Below are 24046 nucleotides of genomic sequence, written 5' to 3'. Positions count from 1 at the left end.
TCGGACGAGCCTAGTCAGCGTCCCTGTGCGAGCGCCTTGAGGAGGTACTCGCCGTACCCGCTCTTGCGCAACGGCTCCGCGCGCTCTCGCAGCTCGTCATCCGTGAGGAACCCCATCCGCCACGCGACCTCTTCCGGGCAACCGATCGAGAGTCCCTGGCGCTTCTCCACCGTGCGGATGAAGTCCGTCGCTTCGGCGAGTGAATCGAATGTCCCCGTGTCGAGCCAAGCGGTGCCACGGGTGAGCAGCTGCACTTTGAGCTTTCCCCTGTCGAGGTACTCGCGATTGATGTCGGTGATCTCGAGCTCTCCACGAGGTGAGGGCTTGAGAGCCTTCGCGATCTCGATCACGTCGTTGTCGTAGAAGTAGAGCCCGGGAACGGCGTAGTTGCTCTTCGGGTGGGCGGGCTTCTCCTCGAGGGAGACCACCTTGCCTTCGCGGTCGAACTCCACCACCCCGTATGCCGCGGCGTCGTCGACCCAATAGCCGAAGACGACGCCACCGTCGAGTTCTGTGTACTGACGAAGCTGCGTGCCCATGCCCTGGCCGTAGAAGATGTTGTCACCAAGGACGAGGGCCACCGAGTCGTCGCCGATGTGCTCCTCCCCCAAGATGAATGCCTGCGCAAGGCCATCCGGGGACGGCTGGGTCTTGTACGTGATGGAGACACCGAACTTCGACCCGTCCCCGAGCAGACGCTGGAAGGACTCTGCGTCGTGGGGCGTCGTGATCATCAGGATGTCGCGGATGCCGGCGAGGATCAGCGTCGACAGCGGGTAGTAGATCATCGGCTTGTCGTACACCGGGACCAGCTGCTTGGAGACGCCGAGGGTGATCGGGTGCAACCGGGAGCCTGTGCCGCCGGCGAGAATGATGCCACGCATGATCACTAGTCTCCCTGATCGCGCTCGCCTGAACAAACGCCCCGAATCGGGCAGACCCTACCCGGTACGCTGGTCGTCATGCAGAGACTGCTCGTCACCGGCGGCGCCGGCTTCATCGGTTCCAACTTCGTGCACCACGTCATCGAGAAGACCGATGCCCATGTCACCGTGCTCGACAAGCTCACCTACGCGGGCAATCGGGCCTCGCTGGAGGGCCTCCCGGCGAATCGTCTCCGGTTCGTGGAAGGCGATATCGCGGACCCCGAGCTTGTCGACGACCTCTTCTCCGAGGTGGACGCCGTCGTGCATTACGCGGCGGAGTCGCACAACGACAACTCCTTGCACGATCCGCGTCCGTTCCTCGACACCAACATCATCGGCACCTACACCCTTCTCGAGGCAGCGCGCCGTCATGACCGCCGCTTCCACCACATCTCGACAGACGAGGTCTACGGTGATCTCGAGCTCGACGATCCCGAGAGGTTCACCGAACAGACCCCCTACAACCCCTCCTCTCCGTACTCCTCCACCAAGGCAGGCAGCGATCTCCTCGTCCGCGCCTGGGTGCGCTCCTTCGGTGTGCGCGCCACGATCTCGAACTGCTCGAACAACTACGGTCCGTACCAGCACGTCGAGAAGTTCATCCCGCGTCAGATAACGAATGTGCTGCGCGGTATCCGTCCGAAGCTCTACGGCGCCGGACAGAATGTGCGCGACTGGATCCACGCCGACGATCATTCGTCAGCCGTTCTCACGATCCTCGACAAGGGCGAAATCGGCGAGACCTACCTGATCGGCGCCGATGGCGAGAAGGACAACAAGTCGGTCGTGGAACTCATCCTCACCGAGATGGGTCAGCCTGCGGACGCGTACGATCACGTCACGGATCGCGCGGGCCACGACCTGCGGTACGCGATCGACTCGACCAAGCTCCGGAACGAGCTCGGTTGGACGCCCACATACGGGGACTTCGAATCCGGTCTCGCCTCGACGATCGCGTGGTACCGCGACAACGAGGCGTGGTGGGCTCCCTCCAAAGACGCGACCGAGACGTTCTACGCATCCAAGGGACAGTGATGACGGAGTTCGGAAAGTCGCTGACAGTGTCGGAGACGGGCATCCCCGGACTCCTGATCGCCGACCTTCCCGTTCACGGGGACTCCCGTGGCTGGTTCAAGGAGAACTGGCAGCGCGAGAAGATGATCGCCGCAGGTCTTCCGGACTTCGGTCCTGTGCAGAACAACATCTCCTTTAACGACGAGGTCGGGACCACACGTGGCATCCACGCGGAGCCGTGGGACAAGTGGGTATCGGTGGCGACCGGGCGCATCTTCGGCGCGTGGGTCGACCTCCGCGAGGGCCCGACTTTCGGCGCGGTGTTCACCGCTGAGATCGATCCGTCACGCGCGATCTTCGTCCCGCGTGGAGTCGGGAACTCGTATCAGACACTCGAGCCGGACACCGCCTATGTCTATCTCGTCAACGACCACTGGTCGGCGGATGCGGAGTACTCGTTCCTGAATCTGGCTGACGAGACCGCGTCCGTCCAGTGGCCCATCCCGCTGTCCGAGGTCGAGATCTCGGCCAAGGACCTCGCACATCCGCGCCTCGCGGACATCGCCCCGATTCCGGCAAAGAAGACCCTGGTGATCGGGGCCAACGGTCAGCTCGGTGTCGCTCTGCGCAGACTCCTCGGCGATTCGGCGCAGTACGAGTACGCCGGACGCAGCGAGTTGGATCTCACTGACCCCGGCTTCGCCTCCGCACGGCGCTGGCGTGACTACGAGACGATCATCAACGCCGCCGCGTTCACCGCGGTCGACCTCGCGGAGACACCGGAAGGGCGCGCCGCCGCGTGGGCGGCAAACGTCGCCGGAGTCGCTGCGCTGGCTCAAGTGGCAACGGAGAACCGCATCACCCTCGTGCACGTCTCGAGCGACTATGTCTTCGACGGCACAAAGGAAGATGCCTACACCGAAGACGACTGTTTCCGCCCGCTCGGAGTTTATGGCCAGACCAAAGCTGCGGGCGACGCGATCGTCAGCACTGTGCCGAGGCACTACATCGTCCGCACGTCATGGGTGATCGGCGAAGGCAAGAACTTCGTCCGCACCATGGTGTCGCTTGCGGAGCGCGGCATCGATCCGCAAGTGGTCGACGATCAAACGGGACGGCTGACGTTCACGAGCGACATCTCTGCGGCGATCGTGCACCTTCTTCACACCGACGCCGCCTACGGCACCTACAACCTGTCCGGTACCGGCGAACCCGCAACTTGGGCGGAGATCGCTGCCGAAGTCTTCGCTCTGACCGGGAATGCGCCCGAGCGCGTGAGCGGTGTCTCGACCTCCGAGTACTTCGCTTCTGCCTCGACGCCGGTCGCCCCGCGCCCGGCGAACAGTGTGCTCGCGCTAGATAAGATCGTGGAATCCGGATTCGAGCCGGCTCCGTTCCGCGAGACGCTGAACGCCTACTTGAACGCTGGTTGAGGACTCCTTGGGCGCCGGCCGATGAACGGACCGGTGCCCAAGGCCTCACGCCCCCTCAGAAGCGGATCGTCCCACCCTCGAAGGTCTGAGAACACACCCCACCCGCACACACCTGTGCGCTGGTAGGCCATCCGTACGAACCCGAGGCACCTCCCGCGGCGAAGTACGCATCGCGAACCTTTCCGGTGACCGCGAACGCACCCAGGGTGCGCTTGAAGAAGACGGCGCCATTCGCGAATCCCTCGGCCATCCCCCCGCCGTTGAACGAGTAATAGACGAACGACGAAGGAATCCTCGCCCCCAGCGTCGCGGCCTGAGCCGTCGCCACGGCATCGATCGCAGGCGCACCCACCCGCGCTCCGGCAGCCGCCGACCAACTGATCCACCCGTACTGGAACTCCTGCGAGCACAACGTGGACGTGCACGTCTGCGCCCCCACGGGGAAACCGAGCCGACCCGTGGCCCCACCAAGCGTGAAGTACTGATCACGGATGGGACCCGACACGAAGAACGCCGTCCCATTCGTCACCGCATACGCGGAACCACTCCCGAACGCCTGACCGGTCCCTCCCGGCAGAGCGGCCACCGCAGAAACCGGCACCCCCCACGAACCGGAGATCCCGCCTGCAGCGGCATACGCCGCATAGACCGGGCCCGACACACCGAACGCACCCGCCCCAGAAGACGACACCATCCCACCCTCGAAGGTCTGAGAACACACCCCACCCGCACACACCTGTGCGCTGGTAGGCCATCCGTACGAACCCGAGGCACCTCCCGCGGCGAAGTACGCATCGCGAACCTTTCCGGTGACCGCGAACGCACCCAGGGTGCGCTTGAAGAAGACGGCGCCATTCGCGAATCCCTCGGCCATCCCCCCGCCGTTGAACGAGTAATAGACGAACGACGAAGGAATCCTCGCCCCCAGCGTCGCGGCCTGAGCCGTCGCCACGGCATCGATCGCAGGCGCACCCACCCGCGCTCCGGCAGCCGCCGACCAACTGATCCACCCGTACTGGAACTCCTGCGAGCACAACGTGGACGTGCACGTCTGCGCCCCCACGGGGAAACCGAGCCGACCCGTGGCCCCACCAAGCGTGAAGTACTGATCACGGATGGGACCCGACACGAAGAACGCCGTCCCATTCGTCACCGCATACGCGGAACCACTCCCGAACGCCTGACCGGTCCCTCCCGGCAGAGCGGCCACCGCAGAAACCGGCACCCCCCACGAACCGGAGATCCCGCCTGCAGCGGCATACGCCGCATAGACCGGGCCCGACACACCGAACGCACCCGCCCCAGAAGACGACACCATCCCACCCTCGAAGGTCTGAGAACACACCCCACCCGCACACACCTGATCGGCAGTAGGCATCCCCAGTTCACCGTTCGCACCGTTCTGTGCGAAATAGCCTGAGCGCAACGGTTCCGCGACGACGAACGTACCTTTGGAGCCCGAATACACGGATCCTCCGGAGAAGAGCTGCCCGATGCCCTGTGTGAGCGGTTGCTGGTTCAGCACGGGCCACCCCAGGGGCCCGTCGGCGCCTTGCCGCGCGAAGTAGTACTCCCGGAGCGGACCGGACCACACCGTCTTCGCTCCGAAGGATCCCGTCCAGTAGATCGAGGCAATGGAGAACGCACGCCCGTAGCCCCCGCCGTTCTGCTGCAGACGAGTGACGTCGGAGACCGGGGCTCCGGGCCCGGCAGCACCGCCTTGCGCCAGGTACTCACCCTGAATCGCTGCCGTCGCCGTGGCGAGGCCCGACGAGACCTGGGTGGATCCGAACCAGTCGGTGAAGTAGTTGTAGAAGTTGCGGTTTCCGTACGCGGAGCACCCGTCTCCCAGACCGTATCCGGCGTTGAGCGCAGCGGCGTTGGGCTGATACGGCGTGTAGTAGTAGAGAGCCGACGTCGCCTTGTTGGCGACGTACACCGGTGAACTCCCGCAGTTGGCGTTGGGGTTGTAGAGGATGTTCCAGGTCCTGCCCGGGGCATACCACTGGAACCACTTGCCCTCCATGTAGATCTGCATCTGACGTGCTGCGCCGTAGATCTGATGGAAGAACCCGATGTAGTTCGGGTCGCAGGGCGCGGTGTCAGGACATCCCTGCCCGAGTGCGATCCGGTAGCGCCATGCGCTGGGCCAGATGTGAGTGACGAGCCCCTGTTCCTTCTGGAGCATCACGATAAGCACCTGCGGGTTGATGTTGCAGGCCTGCGCGACGCGATAGATGATGCGAGCCGCCGATTCGTTCGCCGCCCCCGAGTACCCGCTGCAGTAAGCGTCGGCCGGACGAGTGACGGTGTTCATCGTGAAGTCCTTGATGCACACGATCGGCTCGTTGTTCTCGTCCCTTCCCCCCTGACACCGTGACACCTTGCTGTTGAAGAATGCCTGGATCTGAGCCTCGGTCATCGTGGTCTTGTCCGTGAACACGGCATCGCTGATGAGGTTGCCAGGCGTGAAGCCGGCCAGCGTCGTCTTGACGATCCCGCTCGCGGCGGGGTCGACCATCGTTCGAGACGTACTCGGAGCACTCAAGGAGACCGACGCCGTGGCAGGAGTGGCGGGGGCCACGGTGCCGAGGACCAGGGCGGAGGCAGCAAGGAAACAGGTGAGGAGACGGGCGGTCCTCAGGGTGTTTCGCGAGCGTGGGGCACGTCGAGACATGTGACCAGTGTGACGGAAGTTGCGGGATGATGCCACTGTTGCCGGGATCGCACCACAAGTTTCCGGCGTGTCGCACGTATGCGCAGGTGGCTCTCAGCCAATCAGAGGTCGGCGTGAAGGGCCCAGAGCCGCTCAGCTGCGCTCGCCCACGAGAACGCTCGCGAACGGTCGGCGGCGAGGACACTGAGGCGTGTCGCGGAGTCTCCGGTAGCTGCGGCAACGGCTTCGGAGAGTTCATCGGCGCTAGCGAGCACCCCGCCGTCTGCGAGAACATCACGGTGCGACCCGCTGTCGACTGCCACCACCGGGATGCCGAGTGCCATCGCCTCGACGGCGCGCCACGGCCACCCGGCGACGGCACTGGTGGCGACATAGGCGGATGCACCCGAGAGAATGGCGGCGCGATCCTCGATCGACAGCACCCCGCGGACGTGCGCGCGCCGCTCAGGCAGCCCGGCGGCAGAGGCGACTTCCACATAGTGTGGTTCCGACCCCTCGGGAGCGTCGAACACCACCGCGTCGAGCCCCGCGGCCACCGCACCTCGGATGCCGTCGGCAAGTCCCGACGGAGATCCGCTGACCACGATGTAGCGGTCGGGCAGCGACAGCGCGTTCCGACGCGCAGCAGCGTCGAAGGGAACGTCGAATCCCTGCGGCGGTGCGCCCGCGATCACCCGAACGCGGTCGCCGATCTTCGCCAGCTCCGAAAGACGCTCAGCCACGGCGTGAGACGGCACCACCACCGCGTCGGCATGTCTCACAGCTCGACGGAGCATGCCTCGCTGCCAGGCCGCATTCCCCTTGGACAGCAGCTCCGGCGCATCCCAGGCTCGCAGATCCCACACCGTGACCGTGGTCTGGTGGTTGTCGTGCACCCGATCATGGCGCACAAGGGGCGCCATCAGCGTCGGCGAATGGATGAGTCCGCCGCCGACACCCGGAGCGATCCCGAGCTGCCAGGCTGCGGCGAGTTCACGACGCCCCATCCCGAGCGTGCGGATGTCCCCTATTCCCGCCACAGGCACGGACGCGCCGGCCGGAACGATGGCGTCCACGGCGCAACCGGAGGGGGCGGTCGCGACCAGGCCGGCGGTGATTCCCACCGCGGCGTCCGCGTGATCGGCATCGACGACATCCACGAGCTGATCCAGAACAACACGCAGTCGAGCACCCATGCACACAGGCTATCCCCGCTGTGCCGCTCCCCCCGTGAGGTCAGCGCCCGCGCCGCCGTAGTGTCAGCGTTCGCACAGTTTTCGCCCACCACGGCCGCAGCGGTTCATGCTTGAATGCTCGGGTGAGCGATGGTCGACTTCCCGTCCGGCGCCGATGGATCGGGTGGACCGTCGGCATTCTGCTGACCCTTCTCCTCATCGCCGTCGGCTGGGTCACCGTCCGCGGGATCGGCGCCGTGAACGACCTTCAGCAGGTCGCGAAGGGTGCCTCGCAGCTGAAGGCCTCGATCGCTACCGGTGATCTCGACGGCGCGAGGCCGATCGCGCGGAGCATCGCTCACAACGCGGAGTCTGCGCACGCCCTGACCTCCGACCCGGTGTGGCACGCTTTCGGCGCCCTCCCCTGGATCGGACCGAACTTCAGCGCTGTGAGCGACATCGCCGAGATCGCCGACGATGTGTCGAACGACGCCCTCACGCCGCTCCTGGATGTTGCCGCGGACTTCGACCTGGCGAGCCTCGGCTTCGCCGGCGGAACCATCGACCTCGCACCGTTCGCCGAGATCGCCGGCCCGCTCGGCGCCGCGGACACGGCGCTCGGCACCGCGGAGTCGAAGGGCAGACGCATCGACGCGGACGCCACGCTCCCCCCGCTCGCCGATGCCATCCGCACCATGCGTTCATCGGTCGACGAGGCGGCGACCGTCGTCGGCTCGCTCCACGGCGCCGCCGTGCTGCTGCCGACGATGCTCGGCGGCGAAGGCCCGCGCAACTATGTGCTCGCGATGCAGAACAACGCGGAGCTGCGATCCTCGGGCGGGATCATCGGATCGATCGCCCTGCTGCATGCCGAGGGCGGCAAGATCTCGCTTCAGACCCAGGCATCGACTCGGGACTTTCCTCCGCTGGAGACCGGCCTGCCTCTCAGCGACTCCACGATCGCCCTGTTCGAGGATCGCCCCGGCCGATATCTGCAGAATCTCACCAGCATCCCTGATTTCCGTGAGGCCGGCGCCGCCATCGCCGCGCGGTGGGAGGGACGGTTCGGCGGGACCGTGGACGGCGTCATCGCCGTGGACGCCGTCGTCGCAAAGCATCTGATCGCCGCGACCGGAGATCTCACGTTCGGCCCCTTCACGGCCACGTCCGAGAACATCACCGACATCCTCCTGTCGGAGATCTACGCTGCCGTCCCCGATCCCGCGGTACAGGACGAGATCTTCGCTCAGGCCGCTGGAGCCCTGTTCGGTGCCGCCCTGTCCCGCGCGGAACCGCGCGCACTGCTCGGAGCTCTCTCTGACTCGGCGGCCGAGGGGCGCATCCGCATCTGGAGTGCCCACGAGCCCGAGGAGACCGTGCTCGCGGCCTCCGCCCTGGGCGGGACGATCCCCGACGACACCTCCGAAACGATCTCCGTCGGGGTGCTGATGAACGACACCACCGGCGGCAAGATGGACTATTACACCCGCGCGGCCATCTCGACATCGGTCGGCTCCTGCCAGGGAACACCCACCACGCAGGTGCGGGTGACGTGGACGAACACAGCCCCCGCCGACGCCGCGACCACCCTGCCCGCCTACGTCACGGCCGATGGCTTCTACGGCGTACCGGCAGGAGCGGTGCGCACTCTGATCGCCGTATACGGCCCCGAGGGGTCGACACCGTCGCATATCGATCGGGACGGCGCAGAGGAGGGCGTGCAGACGGCGATGATCGGGGATCGATCGGCGGTGCAGCACGAGGTCTCCCTCGCGCCCGGAGAATCGACCACGATCACGATCGAGTTCGAGGGCACCGGCGCAGGTGAGCGTCTCACCGAAGTGCTGCATACCCCGCTGATCGACACCCCCGTCACGACTCGATCACCGCTCCGATGCGCTTCGTGACATTAACAGCTCGATAGGGTACTGTCGACTCACTGGGGAATATCTGACGTCCGCAATCCTGCCGTGGGGGCAGGACGACGTCACGCAGTTGGATGCAGGGGTGTATCCAAAGGCGATTCCGCGTGAAATTCTGGGGAGAAATCATGCTGAAGAAACTGGCTGCCATCAGCCTTGCCGCCGGCGCGCTCGTACTCGTCGCGCCCACCGTCGCAACCGCTGCGCCGACGGTTCCGTCCGCGTCGTCCGACTCGTATCCGACGCCTCCCGGCGCCAAGGTCGGCGATCCGATCATCGACATCTGCGAAGCCTCGACGATCGTGTTCGGACCGGGCTACTTCCTGCCGTCCGAGAACGTGAACGTTTCGGTTTCCGGCTACAACGCAGGGAAAGCCGCGGTCTCCGGCAACACCGCTGCCGGAGACGGCAGCCTGACGCTCACGTTCCGTCCGCCGTCCGACGGAGAGGGCTCCTACGCCGTCGCCTTCAACGGCTCGCGTTCGTACACGGCGACGATCACGGTCTCGCACGGCCACGATGCTGCCGTGAGCTGCGACCACGATCCTGGAGTCGCGGCCGCAGGTTCTGAGCTGCCGCTCACCGGCGGGGGTATCGAGCTGGCCCTCACGGGCGGGAACGTCTCGCCGTGGATCCTCGGCGGCGGAGCAGCTGCGCTGGTCGCCGGCGGAGCACTCGTCGCGGTCGGAGCTGCACGCCGCAAGCGCGCCTAGGTCCGGCTGCCGCCTCGTGCGGTGGTCGACTGGACGACGGTGATCCCTCCCCCTCCGATCACCGTCGTCTGGTGCATCCGGTGGAACCCACCGGAAGCCCACGGCCGCTCTCCTTCGGGAGGCGACCGTGGGCTTTGTCATGCGCACTGACCTCGCGCTCCAGCGGGCACGGACCCGCACAGAATTCCGCCGCTCCGGGACACCCGGGGTCACGGCTCAGGAGTCGGCGTCTCCGTCGGAGGATGCAGCTTCTGCTGGATCATCTCGTGGATGAATGCGTAGTCGGGCTGGTGCTCGTCCACGCCGGTCTCGGGTGTGAGTTCGATCGAGGTGACCGGTTGCTCCTTGGCCTTGAGCATCAGATCGAAGAACTCCGGGAGCTTGTCGGAGGGAAGGTCGGTGCTGATCAGCGCCGTCCCCGCCGCGGCCACCTCGTTGAAACGCGTGAGAACCGTCTGCGGGGTGAACTGCGCCAGAATCGCGGCCTGCAGCTCTCTCTGACGCTTCATGCGATCCCAGTCGCTGGTGGTGTACCGCGAGCGGGCGTACCACTGCGCCGTATCGCCATCCATGCGCTGCTTGCCGGGCTCGATCCATCCGATAGCCCACTCGTTCACATCGCTGCCCGTCCATCCCTCCGGCGGGCCGCCCTTCGGCAGACGCTCGGTGACGTCGATCTCCACGCCGCCCAGAGCGTCGACGAGCTCTGCGAAGCCGTGCATGTCGACGAAGACGTAGTACGGGATCTCGATTCCGAGAACTCCCTCCGCCGCGTCCTTCGTCGCCTCGATCCCGGGTTCCGAGCCGTTGGCCTTGGCATCCGGATAGAGGCCGGTGCCACCATCCTCTCGACAGACCTCCGCGGCGTTCCGTACATGGTTCATCCAGCCGTTCCAGCCGCAGGTCGATGAGCCATGGCCTTCGAACCCGTTCGGATACAGCTCCTGCATCGGACTGCCGTCGCTGAACGGCGCATTCGGAAGCTCTCGCGGGATACCGGTGATCGTGACAGCCCCGGTGTCGGCGTTCACGGAGACCACCGAGATGCTGTCGAACCGCATCGAATCGCGCCCGTCACCACTGTCGGCGCCGAGGAGAAGGATGTTGTAGTAGCCGTCGCTGGGCTGCACGCTCGGTCCGCTCTGTCCGAAGATCGAGCCGATCGTGTTGCGCACCGATCCGACGGCGGTCGCAGCGTAGCCTGCGCCGCCTCCCACGAGTCCCAACAGCACCAACGCGACGACCGGGATGGCGAATCGGGACGGCCCAGGCACTTTCACGAGTCGCACCAGGCGGAGAGTGTCGAAGGTGAGCACGGCCCAGAGCACGACGTACCCCACCAGCAGCACCTGCACGATCGTCAGGACCACGGCGGAGAAGAACCCGCCACCGATCGTGAGCCAGAGCAGGACAGGGCGGGCGAAGAGCGCGAGGCCCAGTGCCACGATCGCGAGGAACCAGGAGAGCAACGTGGCACCGAGACCGAATCGCCCGAGGCGACGGTTGCCGGCGAGCACCTGCGCGGAGCCCGGAACCAGGAGGTTCACCGCGATCAGCCACCACCCGCGTTTGACCATCGTCCCCGAATCGGCGGGATCAGGATGCCGCAGCGGCCGGGTCTCGATGAGCGGGCGCCGTGTTGCGCGCGGAGGCGCAAGAGTCACAGTGAACCCTTCAGCCGTTCGTTCTTCTCCTCGACCTGCGCCTCGAGCGCACGTGCGTACTCCTCGACGCTATCGGCGAGAGCCTCATCCGACGTTCCGAGAATCCGCGCGGCCAGCAGACCGGCGTTGCGCGCCCCGCCGATGGACACGGTCGCCACCGGGATACCCGCGGGCATCTGCACGATCGACAGCAGGGAATCCATGCCGTCGAGATATGCGAGCGGCACCGGCACGCCGACGACGGGAAGCGGTGTCATGGAGGCGAGCATGCCGGGCAGATGGGCGGCTCCCCCGGCACCGGCGATGATGACGCGGATGCCACGTGAACGCGCGTCGCGCGCGTACGACATGAGCTTGTCGGGTGTGCGGTGCGCGGAGACGACCTCCACCTCGTGGGGGATCCCGAAATCCGTGAGCGCCTGAGACGCATCGCTCATCACGCGCCAGTCGGAGTCGGATCCCATCACGACGCCGACCAGGGGCTCGGCGGAAGAATGCAGTGGCTCGGTCACCAGATCAGGGTACGGTCTGCCGCTGTGAGATTCCCCGAACGGCACACCACTTGCCGCGCATGTGTGGCGAAGAGCCGCCACATGCGATCTGATCAGACGAAGTGCGCGGCGACGGCACGGGCGACGTAGACCGCATCGTCGAGATCATCGTCTGCAACGTTCACGTGGCCGACCTTCCGACCGGGCCGGGGCGCCTTCCCGTAGGTGTGGATCTTCGCCTGCGGGTGCTCAGACATCGCGGCCCCGAAGCGCTCGTCCAACGTCCCTTCGGCCGGGCCGCCGAGGATGTTCACCATCACTGACCACGCGGCGCGCGGCGCGGTGCTCCCGAGAGGAAGATCGGCGACCGCCCGCAGATGCTGTTCGAACTGGCCGGTGACGGCGCCGTCCTGACTCCAGTGGCCGCTGTTGTGCGGACGCATCGCGAGCTCGTTGACGAGTATCCGCTCGTCGTCGGTCTCGAACAGCTCAACCGCCAGCATGCCCGTCACGCCCAGACCTTCCGCGATGGTGCGACCGATCGACTCCGCGACCTCCACCAAACGCTCGGTCGCGGCAGGAGCCGGGGCGATGACCTCGGCACATACCCCGTCGCGCTGAACGGTCTCGACGACGGGGTAGGCGACGATCTCGCCGCCGACGCCACGCGCCACCTGCTGGGCGAGCTCACGCACGAACGGGACGAGCTCCTCGACGAGCAGGGCGTCTCCGTCGGCGAGCGCCGCCAGCCAGTCCTGTGCCTCCTCCGCCGCACGCACGACCCGCACGCCTTTGCCGTCATAGCCTCCGCGTGGCGTCTTCACCACGCCTGCTCCGGCGTGCTCGTCCAGGAAAGCCTGCAGTTCGGCGGCGGTGCGCACAGCCGCCCATTCGGGCTGAGGGATCCCCAGCTCTGCGAGGCGCGCGCGCATCACGAGCTTGTCCTGGGCGTACTGGAGCGCATCCGGCCCCGGGTGCACGGAGACGCCGTCCGCGACCAGCTGCCGGAGAACGTCCTGCGGCACGTGCTCATGGTCGAAGGTCACGACATCGACGCCGGCCGCGAAAGCCCGCACCGTATCAAGATCGCGGTAGTCGCCCACGGCGGTGGACGCCAGCTCGGCAGACATCCCCTCCCCCTCTGCGAGCACCCGCAGTTCGATCCCGAGCTCGACCGCCGGAGCGATCATCATCCGGGCCAGCTGTCCTCCGCCGATCACGCCAACACGCAACGCCATGTGCCGCCTCCATTCGTCTGCACCCATTCTTCCGCACGCGACCGGGCGCGCACGACCGGTTGCCGATGGGCGTCGCCGGCGCCGGCTCGCTCCGCGGCATGCCCGGCGAGGGAACTCAGTCGCCGACGGCCTGCGCGTCGCGGTGGGCGAGGATCTGCCCGACCTCGATCTGGTCGGCAAGCGTCTCGTGCACCAGAGTCACGTTCGGCACGTTCGGCAGTCGCAGCGGCGCGTCGACGCCGTTCGAGAGGGTGATCGTGCCCGACCCCCACAACCGCTGCAAGGGCCCCCGCCGAACGGCGATCGTGTAGCCCCGGGCATGCGACATCTCATGGCGCCGACGAGAACCGATCCCCTGGCGGACGATGACCCGCCGCGTCGTGACGGTCGTGCTCCGCGAGTACCAGACGATGAACGGCAGCACGACGGCGAACAGCAACAGCGCACACGCCGCGGCGAGGAGCATCCAGTCCTCGAACCCCGCCGGGAGGTTGCCGAAGAAGTACGCCGTCGCTCCGAAGGTGGCGATGAGGACGAGAGCCGACCAGAACAGCCGACGTGCGTGGCTTCGGAAGCGCGCGATCAACAGCTCCTCCGAAGGCGTACCGGGCGGCGGCATCAGGGGCCGCCCGCCGAGCGTCACAGGCTGGGTCACCCCACCATTGTGCCCGTGATCTGCGACAAAGCCGTCTGTGCGGCGGCGTGTCAGCTTCCGGCCGGGCGCACGTGCACGACATCCCCCGCAGAGATCGCGTGCTGGAGACCTTCGGATTCGACGAGAAGACGACCGTCCGGGTCGATCGCCGTCGCCACTCCTTCGAGAGAGCGTCCAGCCGGCAGCGATACCCGCACCGTCTGCCCGAGAGTCGCGCACCGCGCCGACACGGCGCCGTGCAGACCGCTCACGACCGCGTTCTCCGTGACGGTCAGCGCGGAGAGCAGGCCGTCGAGTCTCTCGAGGTAGCTGGAGAGCAGGAGATCGTCGTCCGCGACGGCGCCGAGTGCGGCGAACGACGAGGCCGACGGCACGGGAAGCTGCTCGGCCGTCATGGCGGTGTTCACGCCGGCGCCGAGAACGACGGCGTCCGTCGTCGCTTCCGCGAGGATGCCGCAGATCTTGCGTCCATCCACGAGGACATCGTTCGGCCACTTCACGGCGACGTCGTGCGTCGGAAGCTGCTCAGCGATCGCCTCCGCCATGGCCACCCCTGCGGCGAGCGGGATCCACCCGCGCGCGGCAGGATCGGCGGGAAGCGCCCGAAGCAGGACCGAGACGGCGATGGCCGCGCCCGCGGGTGCCGTCCAGGTGCGGTCGAGGCGGCCACGTCCGGCCGTCTGGTCGTGCGTGACCAGGACCGCCAGGTGCGGCCACGCGTCGGCATCGGACGCGTGCGCGCGCAGATCGGCGTTCGTGGAGCCGGTGGCACCCACCAGATCGAGACGAGCGGCGATCGCACGCGCGAGGGGGAGATCCATGATCAGGAGTCCTCGTCGGCTTCCTCGTCGTCGTCGTCATCCTCGTCGGTTCGAACGGTCCCGACCTCGTGAGCCTGCCAGCGCTCCCACTCCTGCATGAGGCCGTCGACAGCCGCATGGAACTTCGCGGTGGCCACCCCGTGCGTCGTGTCACCGAAATAGTGCTGGACCCACATCCGCAACCGGGCGATCGCAGCCTCATCCGCGCGGACGCGGTCGACCTCGGCCACGATGTCGGCCGCCGCCTCGGCGGTCAACCATTCGCAGTCCGCCAGGTAGCCCTGCGTGTCGATCGATGCCTGCTCGTCGGTCGGACGCGTGATCATCAGCGGCTTCCCCGCCGCAAGCCGGTCGTACACCATCGCGGAGATGTCGACGATCGCGACGTCAGCCGCCGTCAGCTGCCAACCGAGTTCCGGAGCTGCATCGTAGATGTGGTGTGCGTTCGGGTCCGCCGTGTTCGCCGCATGGATCGCAGCCACGATCCGTCGGTGCGCGGCTCCGTACTCCTCGTCGACGACCCCGCTGCGAGGGTGGGGACGGTAGATGACACGGTGGGCGCCGGTCGCGAGCAGGCGAGACACGAGAACCTCGCCGTGCGATGCGATCGAACCGTAGTGCGCGCTGGGTCGGTCTCCCTCCCACGTCGGCGCGTAGAGCACCACGGTGCGCTCATCGGGAGTGTACGGAAGGGTGCCGGCGTAATGATCGGCCTGCGGGCGACCGATCTCGATCGTGCGGCGGTCGACGTCGTAGTCCCACAGCGTGCGCGAGAGACGATCACGGGCGGCCTGTCCGGCGACGAACGCGTAGTCGTAGGCCTTGTACTGGTTCGTCGTCATGTACATCTTGTCGGACTCGCCGTGGTTGATGAACACGTGCCAACGCCGCCCGTAGCGGAACATCTGGAAGTTCCGAGTGTTCTGGTTCACGTAGAGCACCAGGCGGATGTCCTGGGTCGCGATGAAGCGTTCCATGTCGCGCACCTTCGGCACGAAAGCCACGGGCGGCGAATCCTCCTCGAGCAGCTTCTCGGTCCCGGTCGCCTGGCGGGAGAGCACGACGACGGGCCAGCGCTTCGAGAGCTCGGCGAGCGGGCGGTACCACTGGCGCATCTGGTACATGTTCACCGCGCCGTCGGCGAAGTAGACCGCGACCTTGAAATGATCGGCCGGAAGCGGTTCGCGCTCGGCGAGACGCCGCCGCACACGCTGCACCGCGGTGCGAGACGCGAGCGCCCGCTTCAGCAGACGATATGCCTTCTTCGCGTCAGACAGTGCACCCATCCCTCCAGAATAGTTCGTCCGCGTCGCTTCCTCCGGCTGAGCCCCAGCCACGTACCCGAGGTCTGCCCCTCCCACACCCTCAGGCAACGTCCGTCGACGCCGTGCCATGATCGTCATGTGCCCGCAGACGAATTCCCCACTCCCCGGCCCGGGGTGTCCTTCGTGATGCCGGTGCTCAACGAGCGTGCATACCTCGAACACGCGATCGCGTCGGTGCTCGCACAGGATGTCGACGCTCCCACCGAACTCGTGCTCGCGCTGGGGCCGTCGACGGACGGCACCACCGAGCTCGCGCGACGGCTCGCCGACGCGGACGACCGCATCCGGCTGGTCGACAATCCTGCGGCGCACATCCCCGTCGGCCTGAACGCCGCGATCCGCGCAAGCCGCTACGACACGATCGTGCGCGTGGACGCGCACTCCGAGCTCTCCCCCGGGTACGCCGCTCGGGCGCTGAAGACCCTGGAACGCACCGACTCCGCGAACGTCGGCGGCGTGATGCATGCCGAAGGACGCACCCCCTTCCAGAAGGCCGTGGCGCGTCTGTACAACTCGCCGGTCGGGCTCGGTGGTGGCGCATATCACGGGAGCTCCCAGGAAGGCGAGGCGGAGTCGGCCTACCTCGGCGTGATGCGGCGTGACGTGCTCGACGAGGTCGGGTTGTTCGACGAGTCGATTCGACGCGGCGAGGACTGGGAGCTCAACCTCCGGATCCGCCAGGCAGGTCATCGGGTCTGGTTCGACCCCGACCTGTCCGTCACCTACTGGCCACGGGAGAGCTGGCTGCGTCTGGCCCGACAGTTCCGTGCCACCGGGGCCTGGCGGGGCGAGCTCGTTCGGCGGTTCGGACGGAGCAACGGGCTTCGATACTTCGCCCCGCCCGCGCTTGTCGTGGTCGTCGCCCTCGCCGTCCTCGTCGGGGTCCTGCAGGTGACCGGCGTGCTCACCGGGGTGGCCTCGATGGTCGCCTCCCTTCTCGTGTACGGACCGCTCGCCCTCTACCTGCTGCTCATCCTCGGCGTCGCGCTGGCTCCCGGCGGAGGGGGCGTGCGACAGCGGATGTGGACGCTCCTCGTCCTGCCGACGATGCACATCTCCTGGGGTCTGGGCTTCCTCGGCGGCGTGCTCCGGGGAGCCCACGACACCGTGGACGCCTCGCGTCTCGGCACCCGCAACACCCCGCTGCCCTGACCCCCTCGCACGGAAACCGTCGAGCTGACGCCCTCGCTGACGAGATCTCTCGCCGGAGGTGTTCCACGCGAGCGTGCTCGCGCCCCGCCGCGCTCAGGCCGTGACGAACCCGAGGTCCAGGATGCGGTCGACCACGCGCCGCGCGGCATGACCGTCGTCGCGAACGTTGAACTGCTGACGCCAGGCGGCATAGCGATCCGCATACGTCGCCTCATGGCGCTCGTCGTCGAGGGCAGCGGTGAGCTCCTCCTGCGTCCGCACGAGCGGACCGGGCGCCCTCTCCGCGAGATCGAAGTAGAAACCGCGCAGCTGTCCGCGATAGTGATCGATGTCGGGCACCAGGAAGTACATCGGCTTGCCGGTGACGCTGAAGTCGAACATGACCGAGGAGTAGTCGGTGATCAGCGCATCCGCGGCGAGCAGCAGCCGCGCCGTCTCCGGGTAGCCGGTCACATCGATGACCCGTGCACCGGCGAGATCCCGCCCCTGTTCCAGAGTGCGGGAGTGACCGCGAACGAGGACCACGGCGTTCGCCTGGCGTGCCAGAAGCTCCGCGTCGACGAAGTCGACCATCTCGGCGCGATCGTCACGCCAGGTCGGCGCGTACAGCAGCACCCGCTCATCGGGGCCGATGCCGAGCGCTGCACGGACCGCGACGGGATCACCCGTCGTGAGCGCATCGTTCCTGGGGTATCCCTCCACCCAGATCGGTCGCCCGAAGAAGGCGTACGCCTTCCGGAGGATGCGCTCGGAATACGGGTTCTGCGCCAGCAGGACGTCCCAGCGCCGGGATTCCTTCACGACCGCCGCCATCCGGCGCGGATCGAAACCGGGACGGTGCAGCGCGAGCCGCTTGAGGGGTGTGCCATGCCAGGTCTGGAGGACCTTCTGGCCGGGCTTGCGAGCGAAGCGCCGTCGCAGCCAGTCGTTCACCACCAGCAGTCGAGCGGCTCCGCGTGCGTGCCACCACTGCGGGCTGCCCTCGACGACCGCGATCGCGCCCTCCGGCACCTCGACGGAGAGGTCGACCACGCTCCAATACCGTCGCACCTGGGGGGCTCGCGCCGCCAGTTCCCGGTCGATGGCCCGAGGGTTGCAGCCGACGCTGCGTCCGTAGAAGCTCTCGAAGAACACGGCGTTCTCCGTGCCTCCCGCCTGTGCGACGTACCTCTCCTCGAGGGTGGATCGTCCTTCCGCCGTCTCGTACACCGGATCGATCGGCGCGGCGATGCGCACGACACCGGCCTCGACGGCGATGCGCACCCCGGTGAGCACCACCGGAGCGATGCGCACGCCGTCGAGGTCGGCGCCGGCGATCCGCAGTTCGTAGGAGCCGGTCGGCAGCGGGAGCGAGGGCCCGCCCCAACGCGATGCCTGCAGCGGGAACGTCGCCTTCCAGGTCGCGCCGCCTCCGCTGATACGAGCCTCGACGTGCGCCCGCGGTCCGCGCAGGTCGGCCGTCTCCGGTCGCTGACCGGTCCCTTCGATGATCAGGGCCTCCGCCGCGTCATCGATGCGGGCCGTTGTCATACTGCTCCCTTCGGCGCGGGAATCCCCCGTGCGCGGATGACCTGATAGACGCGTTCGGTGTTGCGTCCGTCCCGATACGCGTGCATCTCCGCGCTGAGCGTAGCGGAACGGACGGATGCCCCGTCGCGGACGGCATCGTCTGCGAGGAGGGCGTCGAGCTGCGCGAGCAGTTCCGTCCAGTCAGCGGCGGCATCCGGGCCCGCGACGTCGTCGAACCGACCGTAGAACCCACGGGTGGTGGCGTACTCCTCCGCATCGGGGGCCAGGAAGAGCACCGGCATGCGCAGGAGACCGACATCGTACGCGAGTGACGAGTAGTCGGTCACGAGCACGTCGAATGCCGCGAGCGCCGGTGTCACGTCCGACAGCACTGGGGCCCCGAGCGCGCGCACCCGCCTGCTCGGAAGTGGCGGCGCATACCCGCCTTCGCCGAGAGGATGCGAGCGTACGAAAAGGACGGCGTCACGTTCTTCGAGGAGCCGGAGGATGCGGATCCACTCGTCGGCAGTGGGAACCGCCGGGTCGGGGGCACCGTCACGCCAGGTGGGCGCATACAGGATGGAGCGCGCCGTCTCCGGGATCTCTCCCGCCACTGCACGGAGAAGAGTGGATGCCGCCGACCGCACCTCGTCGACCGCACCACGCGAGAGCACGTCGACTCGGGGTTCTCCGGTCACCACCACGCGGTCGCCCCCGAGTCCGAAGGCGGACTCCAGACGCCCTCTCGCGCGGTGCGAAGCCGCGGGGAGCACTCGGATGCGCTGGGCCGCCGCGCGGTAGAGGATGCCGACGGCACGGCGGAGCAGCGCTGCGCCGGGAACGTTCGGAACCTGGGTGGTCGCGGGCGAGTCCAGGCCGATGCGCTTCAGGGGAATCCCATGCCAGAGCTGCACCACGAAGGCACCGCCGTTCGCGTAGCGGTTCACATCGCCGAGCCCGTGCGTCACGACGAGCACCCCGGCCCGCGCTGTGTGCCACCAGCCGCGAAGCCCGCCCTTGCGCGCGGACCGGATGCCGAGCGCCGCCGCATCCCGATCCTCGCGCTCCGACGATGTGAGCCATATCGTGTCGTGGCCGGCCGCCGATGCGAAGCGCTGCAGTGCGAGGGCGCCGTCGCCCACCCCGGCTCCGCAGCCGAAGACCCAGCGCCGACCGCGCGGAAGGAGGACCGTGCCGATGCGTCCGACGGCATACAGCGGGATCCGCAGGAGCTTGGCCGCATTGCCGGTGCCGAAAGAGAAGGACGCCACCCCGCGAGCCTATCGCGGGGTGGCGTCCTTCTCGGCGCGCGGTGGGCTTCAGCCGGCGAGTTCGCCGAGCTTCACCTCGACGTCGTACTGCTTGCCGCCGCGCACGTAGGTGACCTTGGCATCGCTGCCGGCCGCCGCCGCACGCACCTGAGCGGTGAGATCGCTCGCGCTGGTGATCGGGACTCCGTTGAACGTGGTGACGACGTCACCCTCCTGGATGCCGGCCGCAGCCGCAGCGCCGCCGTCCGTCGCCTTGGCGATGTACGCGCCGGAGACGGTGGCACCCTGCACGCTCGACGCGTCCTGGACCGAGGCGCCGAGAAGGCCGTGCGTCGCCGCACCGTCGGCGATGATCTCGTCGGAGACCCGCTTGGCGATGTTCGACGGGATGGCGAAGCCGATGCCGATCGAGCCCGACTCCTCGGAGCTTCCCGAGCTCGCGATCGCCACGTTGATACCGATCAGCTCGCCCTTGCTGTTCACGAGCGCACCACCGGAGTTCCCGTGGTTGATCGCGGCATCCGTCTGGATCACCGCGATCGAGATGGAGTCCGAGGTCTGCGGCGTGCCGCTGCCCGGGATGTCGAACTGGAACGGCCCTTGGCCCTGTCCCTGATCGGGCGTCTGCTGCTGGTTCGGAGCGTCCTCGGAGGACGAGTCGGGCAGAGCGGAGGAAGCGATCTGGATGCTCCGGTTCAGCGCGCTCACGATGCCCGTCGTGACCGAGTTCGCGAGCCCGAGCGGGGCTCCGAGCGCCACCGCGGTATCGCCGACGTTGAGCTTCGAGGAATCGGCGAAGTCGATCGGGGTGAGCCCCTTGGCATCCTTCAGCTTGATCACGGCCAGATCGTAGATCGGGTCGGTGCCGACCACGGTCGCCTCGAAGATGCGTCCATCGGACGTGGTCACCCGGATCGTCGGATCCGCGACAGCGCCGCCCAGCGTCACGACGTGCGTGTTGGTGAGCACGTAGCCGTCATCGCTGATGATGACACCGGATCCGCTGCCTGCCTGGTCGGAGCCCGCCACCTCGATGGTGACGACGGACGGGAGTGCGGCGGTCGCGACAGCCGTGGTCTCGTTGACGGAACCGGGGTTGTTCACGGTCACCGTCTGCGGCCCGGTCGCCGTGCCCGAGGAGGGCTGGTCCTGGAGCCCGTTCAGCAGAGCGCCTCCGCCGAAACCGGCGACCCCGCCGACCAGAGCGGCCGCGACGATGAAAGCGGCGAACTTCGCGCCGCTACGCGGCTTCTGCTCCTTGGTCTTCGTCCCCTCGCCCGGAAGGCCGGCACCGCCGTCGAGCGGCTGCGTCGGCTGGGTGTACGACGATGCGGTGGGGATGCCGAACGCCGCGCCCTGCGCGGTGGCGGTTGCCGGCGCGGTGGCGGCGGGTGCCGCGTAGCCCTGCGGGACCGGTGCGATCACCGGTGCGGCCGGGGCCTGCGAGGCGAACGTCGACGGCATCTCATGCCCGTGCACCGGCGCAGCGGGTGCCGGCGCGGCCGACGCCGGTGTGACGGGTGCCGGCGCGGCCGACGCCGGCGTGGCGGGCGCCGGTGTGGCGTTGTCAGCGGCGGCATCCGTCGCCGACTGAGCGGCGACCTCTGCGGCCTCGGTGGACGGCACGGCGTCGTTCGACGCGGGTGCCGACTGGTCCTGGGGGTTGTCTTCGTTCATGGTGTGTGCTCCTTCGACGACCATTTCAGAATGACGCCTGTATCTGTGCGTTCCTTATGCCGAAGATGAGTTTCAGCTATGGCCTTAGCCTGTTCTTCATGAGTGTCATTCCCGGCGCATGGCGTCGTACAGCAGCGGGTGCAGGTCTGCTCGCTGCGGACGGAACCGTCGCGCCCACCATCTTCGCAGAGATGTCGGCAGCAGCGGCCCGAACCGGAGCGATCAATCTCGGTCAGGGTTTCCCCGACGAAGACGGTCCCGCAGCGGTGCTGGAGGCGGCGCGACAGGCCATCGCGGATGGAGCGAACCAATATCCTCCCGGTCGCGGAACCCCGGATCTCCTCGACGCCATCAGCGCTCATCAGCGTCGCTTCTACGGGTTGACCGTCGATCCCACACGCGAGGTGATCGTGACGGCCGGGGCGACGGAAGCGCTGACCGCGACACTGCTGGCGCTGATCGACGGCCCGGACGACGAGGTGGTCGTGTTCGAGCCGTACTACGACTCCTACGCCGCGGCCGTGGCTCTCGCGGGGGCGCGCCTTCGCACTGTCCCGCTGCGGGCCCCGGACTTCCAGCCCGACCTCGACCGACTCGCGGCAGCGGTGACCGACCGCACCAGGATCATCCTGGTCAACGACCCGCACAACCCCACGGGCGCGGTGTTCGGGCGCGAGGTTCTCAGCGAGGTGGTGCGTCTGGCGGAGAGGCACGACGCGATCATCGTCACCGACGAGGTGTACGAGCACCTGGCCTTCCATGCGCCGCACACGCCGATCGCGACCCTCCCCGGAGCGGCCGAGCGCACACTGACCATCTCGTCCGCCGGCAAGACCTTCTCCACGACGGGATGGAAGATCGGCTGGGTGCACGGGCCGGCCGCGCTCATCACGGCCGTGCTGACGGTGAAGCAGTACCTCACGTATGTGAACGGCTCCCCCTTCCAGCCTGCCATCGCTGTGGGGCTGCGGATGGACGACGCGTACTTCGCGGATGCGGCCGCCGCGCTCGCGCGAAAGCACGAGATCCTCGGAGCCGGGTTGAGGGAGGCCGGATTCACCGTGCACGCCCCGCAGGGCGGCTACTTCACCGTCGCCGATGCGACCGCACTGGGCGGCGCGGACGCCGCAGCGTTCTGCCGCGCTCTGCCCGAACGCGCGGGCGTCGTCGCGATCCCGCTCACGGCCTTCGTCTCGGAGGCGCACCGGGGCGAGTACTCGGGCCTGGTGCGCTTCGCGGCCTGCAAGCGCGTCGACGTGCTCGAAGAGGCAGCTGCGCGTCTCGCAGGCTTCTCCGCCTGACTGCGGATCAGGAGGGAGCCCCGGGGGCGACCGCTCCGCCGGGGACGGTGTCATGCGGCACGACCGCGTAGCGCCGCACCCGCAGCGACGGGTTCGTCGCCCGCACGCGCGCGATCGTCTCCCCCTCCACCACGGCGACCGCGATCCCGGGAGCAGTGCCCACACCGGCGAGGATCACGCCCTGCGGATCGATGACCTGCGAATGTCCAACGCCGATCGGAGTCGGGTGGTCCGCGGCGATCACATAGACGGTGTTCTCGATCGCACGGGCGGCGAGCAGCGTGGTCCAGTGATGCTCCTTGAGCGGTCCTCTGACCCACTCCGCCGGCACGACGAGGGCGTCGGTCTGCGCATCGACGAGCGAACGGGCCACCTCGGGGAAGCGGAGGTCGTAGCAGGTCATGAGTCCGAAGCGCAGACCGCCGAGGTCAAAGGTGGCCGCTGGGCCCAGCTCACCCGGTTCGACCCAGTCGGACTCCCGCTGCCCGAATGCGTCGTACAGATGCTGCTTGCGGTACACGGCGAGTATGCCGTCGCCGCGCACCGCCACGACGGAGTTCCGCACCCGCTCACCGTCCGCGGCCCGCTCCGCGAGACCGGCGACGATCACGACGGCGTACTCGGCGGCCAGAGCGGCCAAGGTCGCGACGAACTCCCCATCGAGGTCCTCGGCGTTCGCCGCGAGGCTCTCGTCCAGAGGATCCACGAAGTAGCTCGAGTACTCCGGGAACACGACCAGCTTCGCACCACGCGCGGCGGCATCGGCCGTCAATTCGGCGATCCGCTCGCGGTTGTCGGCTCGGGATGCGGTGGGCGCGAACTGGCACACGGCGACGGGGACGGCTGCGATCTCGGACATGACTCCATCCTCTCGCATCGACACGCCCGGGACGTCGTCCCGATGCCCTCTCGATTCGACCGACTCCGGAATCCGTGATAAGTTACTTCTTGTGCCGCGGGGTGGAGCAGTTCGGTAGCTCGCCGGGCTCATAACCCGGAGGTCGCAGGTTCAAATCCTGTCCCCGCAACAAATGAAAGGCCCTCTGACTCGGAGAAATCCAGGTCAGGGGGCCTTTCGCTTTGCTTCGCGTGCGACGCACTCG

At 67.6% G+C, this 24046-nt stretch carries 19 protein-coding genes and 1 tRNA gene; 7 read left to right on the top strand and 13 right to left on the bottom strand.

Going from position 1 to position 24046, the window contains the following annotated elements:
- Positions 1-14: 14 nt before the first annotated feature.
- Entirely contained in the window at positions 15-884 is an 870-nt protein-coding gene (rfbA, locus tag ACLFA2_RS15975; RefSeq protein WP_031207335.1) for a glucose-1-phosphate thymidylyltransferase RfbA, read from the bottom strand.
- A gap of 78 nt (positions 885-962) precedes the next feature.
- Here rfbA and rfbB point away from each other — a divergent pair, with 78 nt between their 5' ends.
- Complete coding sequence (gene rfbB, locus ACLFA2_RS15970; protein WP_021199798.1) at positions 963-1961, top strand: dTDP-glucose 4,6-dehydratase; 999 nt, start codon at positions 963-965, stop codon at positions 1959-1961.
- Positions 1961-3373, top strand: coding sequence for a sugar nucleotide-binding protein (locus ACLFA2_RS15965; RefSeq protein ID WP_021199797.1), 1413 nt, complete (start codon positions 1961-1963; stop codon positions 3371-3373). The genes rfbB and ACLFA2_RS15965 overlap by 1 nt, the downstream gene beginning before the upstream one ends.
- Before the next feature lie 55 nt (positions 3374-3428).
- Here ACLFA2_RS15965 and ACLFA2_RS15960 read toward each other — a convergent pair whose 3' ends face one another.
- Both ACLFA2_RS15960 and ACLFA2_RS15955 read right to left on the bottom strand, forming a co-directional pair.
- Complete coding sequence (locus ACLFA2_RS15960; RefSeq protein ID WP_347123003.1) at positions 3429-5894, bottom strand: hypothetical protein; 2466 nt, start codon at positions 5892-5894, stop codon at positions 3429-3431.
- A gap of 257 nt (positions 5895-6151) precedes the next feature.
- Positions 6152-7225 (bottom strand): glycosyltransferase, encoded by a 1074-nt coding sequence (locus tag ACLFA2_RS15955; RefSeq protein WP_167254485.1) that lies wholly within the window; start codon positions 7223-7225, stop codon positions 6152-6154.
- A gap of 122 nt (positions 7226-7347) precedes the next feature.
- Here ACLFA2_RS15955 and ACLFA2_RS15950 point away from each other — a divergent pair, with 122 nt between their 5' ends.
- Positions 7348-9111 (top strand): DUF4012 domain-containing protein, encoded by a 1764-nt coding sequence (locus ACLFA2_RS15950; RefSeq protein WP_426621611.1) that lies wholly within the window; start codon positions 7348-7350, stop codon positions 9109-9111.
- Between the two features lie 143 nt (positions 9112-9254).
- Positions 9255-9839, top strand: coding sequence for a hypothetical protein (locus ACLFA2_RS15945; RefSeq protein WP_029258296.1), 585 nt, complete (start codon positions 9255-9257; stop codon positions 9837-9839).
- 209 nt (positions 9840-10048) lie between these two features.
- Here ACLFA2_RS15945 and ACLFA2_RS15940 read toward each other — a convergent pair whose 3' ends face one another.
- The 6 genes from ACLFA2_RS15940 to ACLFA2_RS15915 form a co-directional block, all read right to left on the bottom strand.
- Positions 10049-11503, bottom strand: coding sequence for an LCP family protein (locus ACLFA2_RS15940; RefSeq protein WP_029266776.1), 1455 nt, complete (start codon positions 11501-11503; stop codon positions 10049-10051).
- A complete protein-coding gene (gene purE / locus ACLFA2_RS15935; protein WP_036271441.1) occupies positions 11500-11967 on the bottom strand; it encodes a 5-(carboxyamino)imidazole ribonucleotide mutase in 468 nt (155 codons plus the stop codon). Before purE ends, ACLFA2_RS15940 begins: the two co-directional genes overlap by 4 nt.
- Positions 11968-12107: 140 nt before the next feature.
- On the bottom strand, positions 12108-13232 hold the full coding sequence (locus ACLFA2_RS15930; RefSeq protein WP_021200310.1) for a 5-(carboxyamino)imidazole ribonucleotide synthase: 1125 nt from the start codon (positions 13230-13232) through the stop codon (positions 12108-12110).
- 115 nt (positions 13233-13347) lie between these two features.
- Entirely contained in the window at positions 13348-13851 is a 504-nt protein-coding gene (locus tag ACLFA2_RS15925) for a PH domain-containing protein (protein ID WP_208323730.1), read from the bottom strand.
- 86 nt (positions 13852-13937) lie between these two features.
- Positions 13938-14708 (bottom strand): biotin--[acetyl-CoA-carboxylase] ligase, encoded by a 771-nt coding sequence (locus ACLFA2_RS15920; RefSeq protein WP_167254491.1) that lies wholly within the window; start codon positions 14706-14708, stop codon positions 13938-13940.
- 2 nt (positions 14709-14710) lie between these two features.
- A complete protein-coding gene (locus ACLFA2_RS15915; RefSeq protein ID WP_021200313.1) occupies positions 14711-15994 on the bottom strand; it encodes a CDP-glycerol glycerophosphotransferase family protein in 1284 nt (427 codons plus the stop codon).
- 165 nt (positions 15995-16159) lie between these two features.
- Between ACLFA2_RS15915 and ACLFA2_RS15910 the strand changes: the two genes are divergently transcribed.
- Entirely contained in the window at positions 16160-17185 is a 1026-nt protein-coding gene (locus ACLFA2_RS15910) for a glycosyltransferase family 2 protein (RefSeq protein WP_046398976.1), read from the top strand.
- A 93-nt stretch (positions 17186-17278) separates the two neighbouring features.
- On the opposite strand, the gene ACLFA2_RS15905 is transcribed toward ACLFA2_RS15910, so the two are convergent.
- Genes ACLFA2_RS15905 through ACLFA2_RS15895 form a run of 3 tightly spaced genes read right to left on the bottom strand, consistent with a single transcriptional unit; the run spans position 17279 to position 21642 of the window.
- Positions 17279-18715, bottom strand: coding sequence for a CDP-glycerol glycerophosphotransferase family protein (locus ACLFA2_RS15905; RefSeq protein WP_426621610.1), 1437 nt, complete (start codon positions 18713-18715; stop codon positions 17279-17281).
- Complete coding sequence (locus ACLFA2_RS15900; RefSeq protein WP_426621609.1) at positions 18712-19965, bottom strand: CDP-glycerol glycerophosphotransferase family protein; 1254 nt, start codon at positions 19963-19965, stop codon at positions 18712-18714. The genes ACLFA2_RS15905 and ACLFA2_RS15900 overlap by 4 nt, the downstream gene beginning before the upstream one ends.
- Before the next feature lie 48 nt (positions 19966-20013).
- Positions 20014-21642 carry a S1C family serine protease gene (locus ACLFA2_RS15895; RefSeq protein ID WP_426621608.1) on the bottom strand — a complete coding sequence of 543 codons (1629 nt, stop codon included), beginning with the start codon at positions 21640-21642 and terminating at the stop codon, positions 20014-20016.
- A gap of 98 nt (positions 21643-21740) precedes the next feature.
- Here ACLFA2_RS15895 and ACLFA2_RS15890 point away from each other — a divergent pair, with 98 nt between their 5' ends.
- The gene (locus ACLFA2_RS15890) at positions 21741-22943 is read left to right on the top strand and encodes an aminotransferase class I/II-fold pyridoxal phosphate-dependent enzyme (protein ID WP_315069219.1); all 1203 of its coding nucleotides are present in this window, start codon (positions 21741-21743) and stop codon (positions 22941-22943) included.
- A gap of 7 nt (positions 22944-22950) precedes the next feature.
- Here the strand turns inward: ACLFA2_RS15890 and ACLFA2_RS15885 are convergent, their stop codons facing one another.
- On the bottom strand, positions 22951-23802 hold the full coding sequence (locus ACLFA2_RS15885) for a carbon-nitrogen hydrolase family protein (protein WP_167254499.1): 852 nt from the start codon (positions 23800-23802) through the stop codon (positions 22951-22953).
- Between the two features lie 95 nt (positions 23803-23897).
- Between ACLFA2_RS15885 and ACLFA2_RS15880 the strand changes: the two genes are divergently transcribed.
- Positions 23898-23971: transfer RNA gene (locus ACLFA2_RS15880), tRNA-Met, on the top strand.
- The last annotated feature ends 75 nt before the right edge of the window (positions 23972-24046 follow it).

The organism is Microbacterium sp. As-52 (assembly GCF_049949185.1).
GTDB classification, from domain to species: Bacteria; Actinomycetota; Actinomycetes; order Actinomycetales; family Microbacteriaceae; genus Microbacterium; species Microbacterium maritypicum_A.
The sequence above is the reverse complement of the archived record's forward strand: the minus strand, read 5'-3'. Positions and strand labels throughout refer to the sequence as shown.